This is a genomic window from Streptomyces verrucosisporus, from assembly GCF_017114865.1.
Taxonomy (GTDB): domain Bacteria; phylum Actinomycetota; class Actinomycetes; order Streptomycetales; family Streptomycetaceae; genus Streptomyces; species Streptomyces fenghuangensis.
Genome location: NZ_JADEYH010000003.1, coordinates 271,910 through 286,270 on the forward strand (window position 1 = coordinate 271,910; position 14,361 = coordinate 286,270).

Here is a 14,361-nt window from a genome sequence, read left to right on the forward strand (position 1 = left end):
GGCGCGTCCTCGTACGCGCCGAGAGGACCGGAGCACGGCAGGCGGAGGACCGCCGGACGGTACGGCGGTACGGGCGGGCACGAGCGGCGTCCGGTGTGTGCCGTCACGCCGCGATCCGCGCCCGGTTCACGAACGCCCCGGCCACGGCCGCGGAGAACAGCACGGTGACGCACTGCCCGGAGGCCCGGGCGCGGTCACACGAGATCCACAGGTGTAACAGGTGTGAGGGACCGGAAGACCGCGATCGGCCTTCTGGTCCTGGTGAGTCCTTGTCAGTGTGCTTGTCGACGTTTTGTCGATCCATGGCGTTACGGAAAGGAACGAGCGCTGATGCGCGAGATCCTCGGAAGGCGACGCATGACCCGCTGGGCGCTGCGTGACGCGGCGCTCGTGTGCGCGACACGGTGGGGGTGGCCCGTGCTGCCCGGTGTGGCGCCGCGGGAGTCCAGGCGCCTGACCGCACGCCAGTCGGGGCAGCCTCGGGGGCGCTGCTCCTGTCCCCGGCCCGACTGCGTGGTGCCCGGTGCGCACCCCTTCGACCCCGAACTGCCGGCGGCCACCACCGACGAGCGCATGGTGCGCTGGTGGTGGACCAACCGGCCCGACGCGCCGGTCCTGCTGGCCACCGGTGGCCGGGCGCCCTGCGCGCTGAGCCTCCCGGCGGCCGCCGGGTCCCGGGCGCTGGAGGAGCTCGACCGGCTCGGGCTGCGCACCGGCCCGGTGATCGCGAGCCCGACCCGCTGCACACTGCTGGTGGCGCCGTACGACCTGGAGGAGCTGGGCGAGCTGCTCCACGCCCAGGACTGGGTGCCCAGCTCGCTGCGGTTCCACGGGGAGGGCGGCTACGTGGCCCTGCCTCCGTCGCGCACCGGCGCGGGGCAGCTGCGCTGGGAGCGGCCCCCGGCCGCGCTGGGCGTCGGCGCCCGCGCCACCCTGCGCGGGGGCGGCGTGCCGTGGCTGCCGAGGATGGAGCCGCTGGTGGACGTGCTGGTGCGGGCGAGCGCGGCCGTCCCGGACACGGGCAGCCGGCTGGCGTACTGACCGGCCGGCCCGGACCCGCGGGTCCGGGCCCCGCTCACTCGTACGGGTGGCGGTGCGCCGGGGTTGGAGGGAAACAGGCGGTCTGTCCGCCGGGACGCCTTCTTCGTCCCGGTATGTTCGGGCCGCCGAAGAGTCCTTTCCCTCCAGCGAGTTGCAGGTGGACCCCATGTACGAGCCGCGGCAGCGCGCCTCCAGTCTCCGTGTGACCGCGCTCGCCGCCGGGGTCGCCCTCGCGGCCTCCCTGCCGCTCACCGCCGCGACCGCCGGGCCTGACGAGCGACGGCCGGGCGGCGGGCGTGCGTCCCTCGCGAACGCCTCCGCCGAACACGTCGGCCCCGCCACCGCAGGGGCCACCGGCTCCGCGCCCGAGCGACCCCCGCTCCCCCTTCCGGACGGGCTCCTCTCCCGCGAGCCGTCCGAGCCGTCCGAGCCGTTTGGCGCGGACCTGTCGGAGACCTCGGCCTTCTGCGGCTCCTGGGCCACCTCCCCGCGAGGTCTGCGCGCGCAGACCTGCGTCCTGACGCGGGACGGCACCGTCTGGGGGCGGATGTACCACCGGAACGCCACGGGCGAGGCGCTGCACGGCGCCCTGAGCCTGCTCGGCCCCGGCGGGCAGGCGGTCGCCGCCCCCTGCGAACTGCCGGCCGGTGGCCGGGAGGGCGTGTGCGACACCCCGCACCGGCCAGTGAGGGGCGACCTCCCGGACGGCGGGCCCTACACGGCGGTGGCGGAGGTCGCGGCACCGGGCGGGGAGGGGCTGATGCTGCGTTCCGGCAGCGAAGCCGGCAGCGAAACCGGGGGCGCCGGCGAAGCGGGGAAGAGTGGAGACGGCAAAGGCGGCACAGAGGATGCCCGGACCACCGATCCCTCGCGGAAATCGGGGAGTTGAGCGGCCGCCCGCACGCTCCGAACCCGTATGCGGGAAGTGCGGGCATGAAAAGACCCGGTCGCTGGCGACGGGGGATGCACCAGCGACCGGGCTGCAAGAACCGTAACAAGTAACGGCCCGTTCGCAAATTCCACCGACGTCTTCCGGCCGCCGCCCTACCTGCGAGTACATCCCGCTGTGACGGGAATCACTTGCCTTTTCTTCCCTCATCAGCCGGAATTCGTCTCTCAGTTGAGAGTGATCTGGCGATTTGTGAATCCACTGCGCGCCCGGCGCTCCTCCGCGGTGAGCGGATCGGTGGACTCCAGCGCCTCGGCGAGCCGTTCCGCGAAGGCCGCGGCCGGCTTCTCGCACTCCCGCGCGCCCATCGCGCTCGGCAGATCCCACACCGGGACCATCAGGCCGTGCGCCCGGAAGGAGCCGACCAGCCGCGTGCCCTCGCCCAGCGACGACGCCCCCGCCGCGTGCAGCCGGGCGAGCGCGTCCAGCAGCCGCTCCTCCGGGTGCGGCATGACCCAGCGCAGGTGGTTCTTCTCCGGGGTCTCGCACCAGTAGGCCGCCTCCACCCCCTCCAGCCGGGCGGTGGGCAGGGCGGCCGAGTTGGCGCGTTCCAGCGAGGCGGCGACCTCCGGGCTCTGGTTGCCGGCGTCCTCCACCCAGAACTCGAAGCCGCTGTGCACCTCGGGCACGAAGGGCGCGTCGGGGGCCAGCAGGTCCTGCAGGCGCGGGGTGTCGGCGGGGATGCGCTCGGCGGCCACCGGGGTGCCCGGCTCCGCCGTCAGGGCCCGCCGCAGAACGTCGGCCAGATCGCGGCTGAGGTCGCCGGAGGGGGTGTCGTTCTGCACGCCCAGCAGCACGGCACCGTTGTCACGGCGCAGCGCGGGCCAGGCCATCGGCAGAACGGTGGCCAGTGTCACCGAGGGGACGTCCTCGGGCAGCTCCTCCCTCAGCTTCAGCGGCACCGTCGCGGCCGGCACCAGCTCGCGCAGCGCCACCCAGTCGCACTCCCCGGGCAGTCCCTCGAACGGGCGACGCACCAGCTCGGTCACCGCCTGCGCGGCGGCACGCCCGTGGCAGGCCTTGTAGCGGCGGCCGGATCCGCAGGGGCAGGGCTCGCGGGCGCCGACGACGGGGATCTCACCGTCGGCGAGCTGCGGCTTGGCGGCCTTGGTCTGGGGTCGGCGCTTCTTGGCCATGGGGTGGGGTCTCCCGGTCGTTAAGGACGCTGTCGGCGCGAGCCTAGCCCTTGGGGCCGGGGCGGCACGCGTACGCGGGGGAGACCACCCGGAACGACTGCCTCAGAGGTCCTCCAGGCCCTCCAGCTCCGACAGCTCGAAGCGCATCGAGGAGGCGAACGCGTCCTCCTCCGACGGCGCCACCACCGCCCACACCGTCACCCCGCCGTAGCCGTGGCCGTGACCCTGACCGCGCCCGCGACCGCCGCGGTCGTCGCGCACGCCCCAGTCGCGGGCGAGCGAGGTGATGATCGACAGACCTCTGCCGCCCCGCGCCGTCACCGACGGATTGGACGGCCGGGGTCTGGTCGGGCCCCCGCCGTCGGTGACGGAGACGCTCACCCCGCCGTCGGCCGTGCGGCCCCAGGCCGCGCGTACGCAGTCGCTCACGCCGATCGGTCTGGCGTGCCGGTACGCGTTGCTGAGAAGTTCGGAAAGAATGAGAACCGCGTCGTCCACGACGGCTTCCGGCGTACCGGAGCCGAGAAGCTCCTCGCGCATCCGGCGCCTCGCCGCACCCACGCCCGTGGGACCGTGGGGTACGGCCATCGTCGACGACGTCGGCGCCTCCTGTGCAACCACCAACGCCACCCCCGAGACCTCCTTGTTCGCCCCACGCCACGTGATGGATGCCCTTTCGCCCGGTGGCGGAAACCGCCCGACCCGGTACCGTGACGCAGCCCTCACCGCCCGTTCACCGCTGGTGGCTCCGAGTGCGCCGTGGTGCGCCGACCGCCCCGGCCCGCCTCCGCCCCGGCCCCGCACCAGCCCCGGAGCCCCCGCCCCGGTCCCGTCTCAGCCCTGGAACATCTCCTCCAGCTGGGCCAGTACGCGCCGGGGCCGGTTGGTGATGACGGCGTCCACGCCGAGCAGCGCGCACAGCTCCACGTCGGCCGGATCGTCCACCGTCCACACGTGCACCCGGTGGCCCTCCCGGTGCGCCCACGCCACGTACTCGGGGTGGTTGCGCAGGATCCGGATACTCGGCCCGGCGATCCCCACGCCCGGCGGCAGCCTCCCGTCGCGGTGACGCGGCAGCAGGAACTGCATCAGGTAGACGGTGGGGATCCACGGCGCCGCGGCCCGTATCCGGTGCAGGGAGCGCGCCGAGAAGCTCATCACGCGCACCGGGATGGCCGGATCGTGGCGGGCCAGCACCCGCAGCAGCTCCTCCTCCACCTGCCCCGCCCAGCGGGTGGGGTGCTTGGTCTCGACGGCCAGCTCCACCCGGCGCCCGGCGGAGGCCTGCTCCTCCACCAGACGCAGCAGCCGCTCCAGGGTGAGGACGGAGGTGTGCTCGCGGCTCTCGGTCTCGGGCGACTCCTCGTCGCCGAGCCGCCCCTTCCAGGAGCCGAAGTCCAGTTCGGCCAGTTCGGCCAACTCCAGCGAGGAGACCGCGCCGCGACCGTTGGAGGTACGGTTGACACGGCGGTCGTGGACGCACACCAGGTGTCCGTCGGAGGTGAGCCGCACATCGCACTCCAGCGCGTCGGCGCCGTCCTCCACGGCCCTGCGGTACGCGGCCAGGGTGTGCTCGGGGGCGTCCTCGGAGGCCCCGCGGTGGGCGACGACGGAGATGGGGCGCCGCGATCCCGGCGACCCCTGGGGCTGGTCAGGGCTCACCGCGTTATGGTGCCACCCCGCCCCGCGCGCGGCGGCCCGGGCGTCCGTCCGAACGGGTGCGCTTACGCCGGTCCGACGTGCGGTGGGAGAAGCTTGACGCCATACACCTGAATACACACGCCGTCCCCGGACAGACGTGTGACTGTCGTGTACCTGAGGAGAGAGCTGTGAGCACCGAGAACGAGGGCGCCGCCGGCGAGCACGCGGCCGGCGCCCCCGTGCCGCACCCGCCGGCCGACCGGTCCGCCGCGAACGGCGCCGCCGCGCCCAGGACACCGACCGACAGCCCGCCGGAGGACTACGACCTCCAGGCCCCCGTCCCCGCGCCCGAGCCCGAGGCGGCGCCGGGGGACGAGTCGACGACCCTGCTGCGGAAGATCGACCCGGAAGGCCCCGAGCCGCCGTCCCAGCCCGGCCACCAGCCCGCGCCCCCCGCTCCTCCCGCCGCGCAGGGCCACGCCGAGCAGGGGTACGCCGCACAGGGGCAGGCGCAGGAGTACCCGTCCCCGCAGCCCCCGCCGTCCCCGCAGGGCCACCACACCCCGCAGGACCCCTCCGCCGCGCAGCAGCAGCCCCCCGCCGCCTACGCCTCCCCCGCCCCCCACCCCTCCGCCGGGCAGTGGGGCGCACCGGGCGGCGGCTACGACGGCTACGGCACCCCGCCGCCCGCCCCGGGAGCCCCCGGCACCCCCGGCGGTGGCCCGGACTCCCCCTGGGGCGCGCCGCCCGTCGCCCCGCCGCCCCCGGAAGGCCAGAGGAAGAAGCGCCGCTTCGGCGGCCTGATCGCCGCCGTCGCGGCGGCGTCCCTCCTCGCGGGCGGCGTCGGCACGGGCGTCGGCTTCTGGGCCGCCGACCGCACGGACCGCGGCTCGACGACCATCTCCGCCGGCGACAGCCTCGAACAGGTCGACCGCGCCCCCGACTCCGTCGCCGGCATCGCGGCCAAGGCCCTGCCCAGCGTCGTGACGATCCAGGCCGAGGGCGGCGGCGAGAGCGGCACCGGCACCGGCTTCGTCTACGACCAGCAGGGCCACATCATGACCAACAACCACGTGGTGGCCAGCGCGGCCGACGGCGGTGAGCTGACCGCCACCTTCTCCGACGGCCGCGAGTACGACGCCGAGGTCGTCGGCCTGGCCCAGGGCTACGACGTGGCGGTCATCAAGCTGGAGAACGCCGGCGACGCCGAGCTCACCCCGCTGCCGCTCGGCAACTCCGACAAGGTCCAGGTCGGCGACGCCACCATCGCCATCGGCGCCCCGTACGGCCTGTCCGGCACGGTCACCACCGGCATCATCAGCGCCAAGAACCGGCCCGTCGCCTCCAGCGACGGCCAGGGCTCCAAGGCCTCCTACATGAGCGCCCTGCAGACCGACGCCTCCATCAACCCCGGCAACTCCGGCGGCCCCCTGCTCAACGCCAAGGGCGCGGTCATCGGCATCAACTCCGCCATCCAGTCGGCCGGCGGCGGCCTCGGCCAGGGTGCGCCCGGCAGCATCGGCCTCGGCTTCGCCATTCCGATCAACCAGGCCCAGCGCGTGGGCAGGACCCTGATCGAGACCGGCGAGCCGGTCTACCCGGTCATCGGCGTCCAGGTCGACCTGCGCGCCCAGGGCAACGGCGCCCGCATCATCGAGGACACCGACGACGGCAGCGAGCCCATCACCCCGGGCGGCCCGGCCGACAAGGCGGGCCTGGAGCCGGGCGACGTGATCACCAGGCTCGACGGCGTCCCGATCGACAGCGGCCCCACCCTGATCAGCGAGATCTGGTCCCACGAGCCGGGCGAGAAGATCTCCGTCACCTACATGCGGGGCGGCAAGCAGAGCAAGGCCGAACTGACCCTGGGGTCCCGCGAGGGCGACTGACGGACCGGCTAGGCTGTTCCCCACGCCGCACGGCGCGGCGTGGGGAGGCTTGCCCGAGCGGCCTAAGGGAACGGTCTTGAAAACCGTCGTGGTGGCGACACCACCGTGGGTTCAAATCCCACAGCCTCCGCACCTCACAACGGCCCCCGACCAGCCCACCCGGTCGGGGGCCGTCGGCGTTCCGAGAGTGTCAGTGGTCGGCGGCAGACTCGTCGGCATGAGTGGTCAGGTGCGCTTGAGGGACGTCGAATCGGCCGATCTGGAGGAGTTCCTCACGCAGGAGCACGACCCCGAGGCCGTGCGACGGGCGAACTTCCCACCCCGGGAACGGGATGCCTTCATGACCCACTGGAGAACGAGGGTCCTCGGCGATCCCACCGTCCTCGCGCAGGCCGTCACCGTCGACGGGGAACTGGCGGGCAACGTGGTGGCCTGGTGGGACGAGGGACGGCGCTTCGTCGGGTACTGGCTCGGCAGGCGGTACTGGGGCCGGGGCGTCGGCACGCGGGCACTGGAGCTGTTCCTGGAGCGGGAGAAGGCCCGTCCCCTGTACGCCGATCCCTTCGCCGGGAACACCGGCTCGGTGCGGCTGCTGGAGAAGTACGGTTTCCGGCGCACGGAGACGGTCCGGTACGGCGAGCACGAGCACATCGTGCTGGTGCTCGACAAGGCCCCCGCCTGAGCCCGTCACTCAACTCCGGCTTCCACGCGTCCGCCCCGTCTCACGGGGCCGACCGCTTCGAGACGCCGGCCGCCCCGGCCGCGCCCTGCGGACGAGCCGGTGCCCCGACCGTTACGGCCCGATAATCCGGTGGCCGGTTCCCGGCCCCGTTGCTACGGTGCTTCCGTCTCCGCCGCGGTGCCGACCGCGGGCGACCTCTGAAGCGTGTGCCCTGGAAAGCGGTTGATGTATGCCCCGGTCAGTGATTCCGAGCTCCCCTCGTCGCGCCGACAGCGCCGGGGCGACCGGGCCTGACCGCATGCGGCCGCTCGTGACCGGCCGCTGAGGCCCCCGCCCCGGACCCGAGGGGTGCTCGGTAGTTCCCTGCTGCTTCGTTCCACACCCTCGGCAAGGAGTATCCGGGTGTCACACGACAACCCCCAGCACCGCTCAGCCATGTCCTCGATCGACACCTTCACCTGCGTCCGCTGCGGACTGACCGTCGCCACGTTCGCGCCGGACGGCGGTCGGCGCGATCACTGCCCGAGCTGCCTGCACTCCCGGCACCTCGTCGACCACGTCGAGGGCGGGCCCTCGGACTGCGAGGGCCGGATGACCCCCGTCTCCATCGCGGTGCTGCGCACCGGCGACTGGATGGTCATCCACCGCTGCGTCCGCTGCGACGAGCTGACCTCGAGCCCGGTCCGCGGGGACGACAACCAGCTGATCCTGATGCGGATGGCCGTGCGTCCCCTGGCGCAGCCGCCCTTCCCGCTCGAAGCGTTCGGTGACCTGTGAGCCGGGCCCGATTGCCGCGACCGGAACGGCGCGGGAGGCGACCGTGACGCGGCGCGGACCCCGGCGAACGGGGAGAGGCCGGCCTCAGCGGCCCAAGGACGTGCTCCACGGACCGGCCGGCGCACGCGGTGACGCCTTCCGGTGCGTGGGCTGCCGGCTCGACGTGCCGCTCGCCGCACCGGGCACCGCTCATCGCAACCACTGCCCGTCCTGCCTGGTCAGCCTCCACGTTGACCGGCGGATACCGGGCGACCGGGCGGCGGGGTGCGGCGGACGCATGACGGTGCTGAGCCTGTCGGTGCGGCAGGACGGGGAGTGGACGCTCATCCACCACTGCCTGACGTGCGGTGAGCTCAGCGCCAACCGCATCGCGGGGGACGACAACGCGCTGGCACTGATCCGGCTGGCACTGCGTCCACTGGCGGACGCCCGCCTTCCGGTACGGGCCATGCTCACGCTGTGACACGGGGCGCCCGGCTGCCGCCGGGCGCCCCCTTCTCTCCGGGTGGGCCCGGCCCCTGTCGGCCGGGGGCGGCCCGCCGGCCGTCCCGAGGGTCGCCCGGTGCGCGCGTTGCGGTGGTTGTGCGTACCGACGGCCGGCGCGGGCCCTACTCTGATGCCCGGCACGCGCATCGATTCCTCCGGACCGGCCGACCCGAACGGGTCGGCCGGTCCGCCGTGCCGCCCGCTTCCCGCGGTCCGCGGCGGAGCGGATCGCCCGTCAGCCGCAGAAAGAGCACTCCGTGTTCCGCACCTACCTGTTGCCCGTCGAGGCCGCGGTCACCCTGTTCCCACTGGTCACCGCGGTGTTCCTGGTGCCGGCCGCCGTCCGCGGATACCGCAGGCGCGGCCGGGCGGGGGGCTGGCCGGTCCTGGTGTTCTACAGCTTCGTCTTCTACCTGCTCGCCGCGCTGCTGCAGACGGTGATGCCGCTGCCCGCCGACACGGGCGAGCACTGCACCACCGTCCACTACGCCACGGAACCGCAACTGGAGCCCTTCGCCTTCCGGGCCGCCATCTCCTCGGCAGGCGGCGGCGCCTGGTCACCCGGCACGCTGGCGGGTCTCGCCCCCGCGTGGACCGCCCTGCTCAACACGGTCCTGCTCCTGCCGCTGGGCGTCTACCTCCGCTACTACCTCCGGCAACGGCTGATCCGTGCGACGTTCACGGCTTTCGCCACCTCCCTGTTCTTCGAAACCACCCAGTACACCGGTCTGTGGTTCGTCTACGACTGCCCCTACCGGCAGTTCAACGTGGACGACCTCATGCTCAACACCGCCGGCGCGTGCCTGGGGTGGATCGCCGCGGCCCCTCTCGTCCGCCTGCTCCCCGTCAACGACCCGGACCGTGAACGCCGCCGCTACGCATGGCGCGTCACCCTCACCCGGCGGCTCCACGCCTTCCTCACCGACCTGGCCGGCTGGCTCATCGTCTGGACACTGGTCACCGGTCTGCTCGCCGTCGTCACCTCCTGGTACACCGGCCGGCACCACGCGCTGTGGATCGGCGCCGCCCTCGGGCTGGTCTGGTTCTGGCTGCTGCCGGCCGTCTTCGCGGCCACCCCCGGCAAGCGGGCCGTACTCCTGCGCCTCACCCGGCCCGACGGCGCCCGGACGAATCCGCTGCGGCTCACCCTGCGCGCCTGGATCGTCTACTGTCCCCTCGCCCTGGCCTGGGCCGCCCTGGCCTACCGCACCGGGTCGCTCGACCTCCCCGAACTCGTCGGCCGACTGCTCCCGCACCTCGCCCTGCTCGCGGGTGCCCTCGTCTGGGGCGGCCCGGCGCTGGCGGCCCTGCTGCGCCGGGATGGGGGCGTCTGGTACGAACGGTGGTCCTCCACCGTCAACACGGTCCTCCCCGACGCCCGTGAGTCCCCGGCCCCGGCACCGGCCCCGCGGAAGACCGAGGACCCGCGCTCCTCGGATCCCCGCGTTCCCGACGCCGGCCGGCACGTGTAGCGGCCGGGCGATGCCGTGGCGGCCGGCTCACGGAGCGAGGGCGTCCAGGTCCACCGGGGTGCAGTCGTGCAGCGTCATGACCAGCCGGTGTGCCAGGGTCCACCGGACCGCGAGGTCCTCGTAGGCCACCTCCCGCAGGGCGGTGTCGATCGGCTCCAGCGTGGCCGGGCGGTGGACGATCCCGGCCACGCCCCAGGCGTACGGCCGCCCCACCAGCGCGGCGACGTGCCCCTCCCGCAGCCGCGGGCACTCCCGTACGGAGATCCGGGCGCAGGGCACGCACACGGGCGGCGCCGTGGTCCGCTCGCCCTCCTCCACCGGGCGGCCGACGTCCCGCAGCACGAAGAGGCGCGGGCCGTCCTCCGCGGTGGGCCCGCCGCACACCTGGCAGAGCATGTGCCGCATGGCCCTTCGCTGCCGCAGCGTGTGCACCGTGTGGTAGCGGGGGTGCCCCTTGCCCCGCGCGAGGGTCTGCCGCATCCACAGCACCCCGAGCCAGTCCCGGTCGTACGCGCCCTCCCCGGCGAAACCGATCCCCTCGCCGCCCGCCCCCACCCGCCGCACCAGGGGCGGGCGGCGCACCCGCTCCCGGCTCCACGAGGCGATGTAGGGAACCGTGCTCAGCCGGTCGGTACGTGGCTGCGCCGACTTAGCGGCGGGCTCCACCGGGCTTCCCTCCGCCCCCGCCGGGCGCACCCCGGAACCCCCGTGCCCGTCCGCAGAGCACGCACGCCCCTCCCCGATCCGCTCATCGACCCCTTGTGAGAAGGCGCTCCCGCCCATGTACGCCCTTCCTGACGCTCGGTCCCGTACTCACGGACACGTAACCGCGTGATGACTCCGGGCGGTACCGCGGGCGGAGCGGCAGCGCGTGAAACCCATGAAAGACCGCGTGGACGCGGGGGTGGACAAGGGCGGAACCGACCGCATCCGCACATGACGAGGGGCCCCTACGGCGGTAGGGGCCCCTCGTCTCTGTCGGCAGGGTGACCTGGCGGGCAGCCCTGCCGGGAGAACCGCTCAGTCCGCCACGCTACGTGTTCACGCCGCGGTGGTCGGCCCACGCCCGGGAAGCGTCCGCCATGGCCCAGAGCCACGAGGCATCCGGCTTCCGGTCGGCGAAGGCGCGGTACATGAGCGCGTTGGCCCGGGCGAAGGCGTCGACGGCCTTGGGGTCCGCATCCACCCATGCCGCACAGCCGGAAGCCCAGGACCCGGCGGACTCGGGGCTGTGCCCGGCCGCGATGAGCTGCACCACCAGACAGGCCGGGTCGATGAAGCCCGCGCCACGGGTGGGCCAGGACCAGTCCACGGCCCAGGCGGTGTGCTCACCGATCACCATGTTGCCGGGGTTGATGTCGGTGTAGAGCAGGTCATCACCCCGGAGGAGGGCGGCCTGCCCCTCGTCTCCGGCGAACCGGTCCCACCGGGTCTCCGGCCACTCCCGTGCGACCTCGGGGAGGTCCAGTTCCCCGATCCGGTCCACCAGACCGACGACGGTGGGCAGGTCGGGAGAGCCCGGCGAGAAGTCGGCCGCCCGCCCCTCCACGGCGTCGAAGCCGAGCACGACCCACGCGTCGTTCTCCGCATGCCATCGCAGCGTGGGGGAGAGGGGCCGTACGGCCGGGTTGATCAGCCGCTCCCGCACGATGGAGTCGCGCCGGCCGCCGGGCCGGTTGGGAACCGCCTTGACGAAGAACGGCCCCTTCTCGCACTCGACCACGGTGGCGACGTCCGAGCTGTGCCCCCCGGTGGTGGGGCGGACGTCTGCCAGTTCCCCCGTGTGCGGGCGGATCAGCTCCTGGAGGTCGGCGGCGAGAAGGGGCGTGTCCATCGTCCTCAGTTCCTCGGAGTGCACGAGCTGCCCGGAAAGCCGGGCGTGCACTCCTCGTCGTCGGGGCCGCAGGGGTCGTTCCTCCCGGCCGCGCCCTGGATGGCCGTGGTGGCGCGGGTCATGGCGTCGCCGCCGAGGATAGCGGCGAGCGGGGTGTGCTTGACGTTGCCGACGCCCATCCAGCCGGAGAACACGCACGGGGACACCTCCCCCGTGGGACCGATGGCGGCCACGCCCGATCCGCACCGGCCACAGAGCTTGGCCATGTCGGGAACCTGGTCCTGCTGTCCGCCCCGCCCGAAGGGCCGGACGTGATCGAAACCGATCCGCTCCACGCCCAGGGCTTCCAGGTCCCGTCGGGCACCTGCGGCCTGGTCCTCGTCGCCGGTGACGACTCCGACGCGCAGCGGGATGCCGAGCCGGACGGCCCTGGCGATGTTCTCCCGCGTCCTTCCGTGGGAGCGGCGGCCGGTCATCGCGTTGTGGGTCTCGGCCCGGCCGGAGTAGTAGGAGGTGGCCAGCGCCAGGCCCTTGCGCCGGAAGATCTCCCAGCACTCCTGGGAGACGTGCACGAGGTTGCTGTAGACCTCCACCTCCAGACCGGCGTTCAGCGCGTGGTCCACCAGGGCCGTGAAGTCGGGGTGCATGGTCGGCTCACCACCGATGAACTGCACCCCGCGCACGCCACAGGCCGCGGCCTGGTCCAGAACGCCGACCCAGTCCTCACGGGACATGGTGCCGTGCGATCCGCTCGGGCCGGAGGAGTTGTAGCAGTGCCCGCAGGCGAGCTGGCACTTCCGCGTCAGGTCCAGCCATAGAAGCCGGGTGGTGGCTTTCCGCATCAGTTGGTTCTCGACGATCGCTGTCATCGGTTCTCCCCTCCTCGTCGGATGGCGGCATCTGCCTGCCGACCAATCACTCCACTTACGTAATCACTTGGTTACCCTGCGCGGTACCGTGAGAAGGAGGGCAGGGCTTGAAGCCCTTGAAAGTCGGCTGATCTGGGGGAGCCCGTATGGCGACGAGAACACCGAACGAGGGGCTGCGGCGCGTCCTGACCGAGAGTCAGTGGTCGCAGTCCCAGCTCGCCCTGGCGGTCAACCGTGTCGGGGCGGAGGCCGGGGTGCCGCTGCGGTACGACGAGTCCGCGGTGAGCCACTGGCTGAGCGGCACCCGGCCGCGCAAGGCCGTGCGCCCCTTCCTCCGTGAGGCCCTGTCACGTCGGCTGCGCAGGCCGGTCACCCTGGCCGAGATCGGTCTGGAGGCCGAGGAGGCGAGCGGTGGCGCGGATACCGTGGAAGCACTCATGACCCTCGGGAGGAGCGACATGGACCCGTCCCGCAGGAGCGTGCTGGGCGTCGGCCTGTTCTCCGTGGCGCTGACCGTCCCCGGCTGGCAGGACGTGGTGGGCCGGATGGAGGCGGTACGGGCCGGCCGCACTGTGCGCATCGGGCGGCCGGAGGTGGACATGGTGGTCGCCATGACCGAGCGCATCAGTGAACTGGACGACCGGTTCGGCGGCCGTCACGCCCGGCCGATGGCCGCCTCGTTCATCGTCAACACCGTCTCGGCGTACCTGCGCGCCGACGCCCCCGAGCCCGTGCGCAAGGACATGCTCTCGGCCGCCTCCGACCTGTGCTATCTCACCGGCTACATGGCCGTGGATGAGGGCCTGCAAGGGCTGGCCCAGCAGTACTACCTCAAGGCCCTGGAACTGGCCGGCGCGGCCGAGGACCACCTGACGTACTGCACCACCCTGCGCGGCATGAGCGTCCAGGCCGCCGACCTCGGCCACGGCCCGCAGGCCCTGCGCCTGGCCGACGCGGCAGCCGCCGCCTCTCCGCAGGCCGGGCCGCGCATGCGCGCCTTCCTCACCGGCCAGCAGGCTTATGCCGCTGCCCAGACCGGCGACCGCCGCACCGCCCTGGCCCATCTCAAGGACGCGGAGACGGCGATGGAGAAAACCGAGTCACCCGCCGGGCTCTCAGGCCGGTACGACCCCGCCGCGCTCGCGGATCACACGAGCCAGGTGCGGTACGAACTCGGAGACATCAGCGGGGCGGTCAAGGCCAAGGCGGAGTCCAACGAGCTTCGGCAACCGACGCAACGCAGGAGCCGGGTGCGGAACCTGGCGATCGCCGCCGAACGGCAGATGCGGCTCGGTCACCTCGAAGAGGCGTCCGCGACCTGGCACTCCGCTCTGGACGAGTATCCACACGTCCAGAGCGGGCGGGTGGACGCCCGCATCCGCACCATGGCCTCGCTGATCCGCCCCCACCTCCGCAACCGGCACGCCCGCGACCTCCACGACCGCACAAGAGCGGTAGCTCCCTCCGTCCTGCGTGCCTGAGGAATCACCGAGGCGACACACCAGGTCCCAGCCTCTTGCCACACGCCGCAACGACACGCACAGAAAAGCCAAGCACGGCCACTGTCAACCATCGGCTGTGACCT

14 protein-coding genes and 1 tRNA gene are annotated in these 14,361 nt (G+C 73.2%); 9 read left to right on the forward strand and 6 right to left on the reverse strand.

Going from position 1 to position 14,361, the window contains the following annotated elements; translation table 11 throughout:
* The first annotated feature begins 330 nt into the window (after positions 1 to 330).
* Both IQ279_RS06915 and IQ279_RS06920 read left to right on the forward strand, forming a co-directional pair.
* Complete coding sequence (locus tag IQ279_RS06915) at positions 331 to 1,041, forward strand: bifunctional DNA primase/polymerase (RefSeq protein ID WP_206347418.1); 711 nt, start codon at positions 331 to 333, stop codon at positions 1,039 to 1,041.
* 166 nt (positions 1,042 to 1,207) lie between these two features.
* Complete coding sequence (locus IQ279_RS06920; RefSeq protein WP_206347419.1) at positions 1,208 to 1,930, forward strand: hypothetical protein; 723 nt, start codon at positions 1,208 to 1,210, stop codon at positions 1,928 to 1,930.
* Between the two features lie 227 nt (positions 1,931 to 2,157).
* On the opposite strand, the gene IQ279_RS06925 is transcribed toward IQ279_RS06920, so the two are convergent.
* From IQ279_RS06925 to IQ279_RS06935, 3 genes are all read right to left on the reverse strand, one after another.
* Positions 2,158 to 3,126 (reverse strand): DUF5926 family protein, encoded by a 969-nt coding sequence (locus tag IQ279_RS06925; protein WP_206347420.1) that lies wholly within the window; start codon positions 3,124 to 3,126, stop codon positions 2,158 to 2,160.
* Positions 3,127 to 3,228: 102 nt separating this feature from the next.
* A complete protein-coding gene (locus IQ279_RS06930; RefSeq protein ID WP_206347421.1) occupies positions 3,229 to 3,756 on the reverse strand; it encodes an ATP-binding protein in 528 nt (175 codons plus the stop codon).
* A 204-nt stretch (positions 3,757 to 3,960) separates the two neighbouring features.
* Complete coding sequence (locus IQ279_RS06935; protein ID WP_206347422.1) at positions 3,961 to 4,788, reverse strand: glycerophosphodiester phosphodiesterase; 828 nt, start codon at positions 4,786 to 4,788, stop codon at positions 3,961 to 3,963.
* 167 nt (positions 4,789 to 4,955) lie between these two features.
* Between IQ279_RS06935 and IQ279_RS06940 the strand changes: the two genes are divergently transcribed.
* The 6 genes from IQ279_RS06940 to IQ279_RS06965 all read left to right on the forward strand — a co-directional run bounded on the left by IQ279_RS06940 (position 4,956) and on the right by IQ279_RS06965 (position 10,073).
* On the forward strand, positions 4,956 to 6,656 hold the full coding sequence (locus IQ279_RS06940; RefSeq protein WP_206347423.1) for a S1C family serine protease: 1,701 nt from the start codon (positions 4,956 to 4,958) through the stop codon (positions 6,654 to 6,656).
* A gap of 43 nt (positions 6,657 to 6,699) precedes the next feature.
* Positions 6,700 to 6,786, forward strand: a tRNA-Ser gene (locus tag IQ279_RS06945).
* 87 nt (positions 6,787 to 6,873) lie between these two features.
* Positions 6,874 to 7,338, forward strand: coding sequence for a GNAT family N-acetyltransferase (locus IQ279_RS06950; RefSeq protein ID WP_206347424.1), 465 nt, complete (start codon positions 6,874 to 6,876; stop codon positions 7,336 to 7,338).
* A 435-nt stretch (positions 7,339 to 7,773) separates the two neighbouring features.
* Positions 7,774 to 8,115 carry an RNHCP domain-containing protein gene (locus IQ279_RS06955; RefSeq protein WP_206347508.1) on the forward strand — a complete coding sequence of 114 codons (342 nt, stop codon included), beginning with the start codon at positions 7,774 to 7,776 and terminating at the stop codon, positions 8,113 to 8,115.
* Positions 8,116 to 8,158: 43 nt separating this feature from the next.
* Positions 8,159 to 8,578, forward strand: coding sequence for an RNHCP domain-containing protein (locus IQ279_RS06960; RefSeq protein ID WP_206347425.1), 420 nt, complete (start codon positions 8,159 to 8,161; stop codon positions 8,576 to 8,578).
* A 280-nt stretch (positions 8,579 to 8,858) separates the two neighbouring features.
* Positions 8,859 to 10,073: a VanZ family protein gene (locus tag IQ279_RS06965; protein WP_206347426.1), complete on the forward strand. Its 1,215-nt coding sequence runs from the start codon at positions 8,859 to 8,861 to the stop codon at positions 10,071 to 10,073.
* Positions 10,074 to 10,100: 27 nt separating this feature from the next.
* On the opposite strand, the gene IQ279_RS06970 is transcribed toward IQ279_RS06965, so the two are convergent.
* The 3 genes from IQ279_RS06970 to IQ279_RS06980 form a co-directional block, all read right to left on the reverse strand.
* Positions 10,101 to 10,739 (reverse strand): hypothetical protein, encoded by a 639-nt coding sequence (locus IQ279_RS06970; RefSeq protein WP_206347427.1) that lies wholly within the window; start codon positions 10,737 to 10,739, stop codon positions 10,101 to 10,103.
* 367 nt (positions 10,740 to 11,106) lie between these two features.
* The gene (locus IQ279_RS06975) at positions 11,107 to 11,907 is read right to left on the reverse strand and encodes a hypothetical protein (RefSeq protein ID WP_206347428.1); all 801 of its coding nucleotides are present in this window, start codon (positions 11,905 to 11,907) and stop codon (positions 11,107 to 11,109) included.
* Between the two features lie 5 nt (positions 11,908 to 11,912).
* A complete protein-coding gene (locus IQ279_RS06980; RefSeq protein WP_241027695.1) occupies positions 11,913 to 12,776 on the reverse strand; it encodes a radical SAM/SPASM domain-containing protein in 864 nt (287 codons plus the stop codon).
* A gap of 146 nt (positions 12,777 to 12,922) precedes the next feature.
* Here IQ279_RS06980 and IQ279_RS06985 point away from each other — a divergent pair, with 146 nt between their 5' ends.
* Positions 12,923 to 14,257, forward strand: coding sequence for an NsdA family TPR-like regulatory protein (locus IQ279_RS06985; RefSeq protein WP_206347429.1), 1,335 nt, complete (start codon positions 12,923 to 12,925; stop codon positions 14,255 to 14,257).
* Positions 14,258 to 14,361 lie beyond the last annotated feature (104 nt).

Bases quoted from the DNA above. Each gene is read 5' to 3' on its own strand.
- IQ279_RS06925 (WP_206347420.1), bottom strand. From the start codon at position 3,126: ATGGCCAAGAAGCGCCGACCCCAGACCAAGGCCGCCAAGCCGCAGCTC.
- IQ279_RS06975 (WP_206347428.1), bottom strand. From the start codon at position 11,907: ATGGACACGCCCCTTCTCGCCGCCGACCTCCAGGAGCTGATCCGCCCG.
- IQ279_RS06915 (WP_206347418.1), top strand. From the start codon at position 331: ATGCGCGAGATCCTCGGAAGGCGACGCATGACCCGCTGGGCGCTGCGT.
- IQ279_RS06985 (WP_206347429.1), top strand. From the start codon at position 12,923: ATGGCGACGAGAACACCGAACGAGGGGCTGCGGCGCGTCCTGACCGAG.
- IQ279_RS06980 (WP_241027695.1), bottom strand. From the start codon at position 12,776: ATGACAGCGATCGTCGAGAACCAACTGATGCGGAAAGCCACCACCCGG.
- IQ279_RS06950 (WP_206347424.1), top strand. From the start codon at position 6,874: ATGAGTGGTCAGGTGCGCTTGAGGGACGTCGAATCGGCCGATCTGGAG.
- IQ279_RS06920 (WP_206347419.1), top strand. From the start codon at position 1,208: ATGTACGAGCCGCGGCAGCGCGCCTCCAGTCTCCGTGTGACCGCGCTC.
- IQ279_RS06955 (WP_206347508.1), top strand. From the start codon at position 7,774: ATGTCCTCGATCGACACCTTCACCTGCGTCCGCTGCGGACTGACCGTC.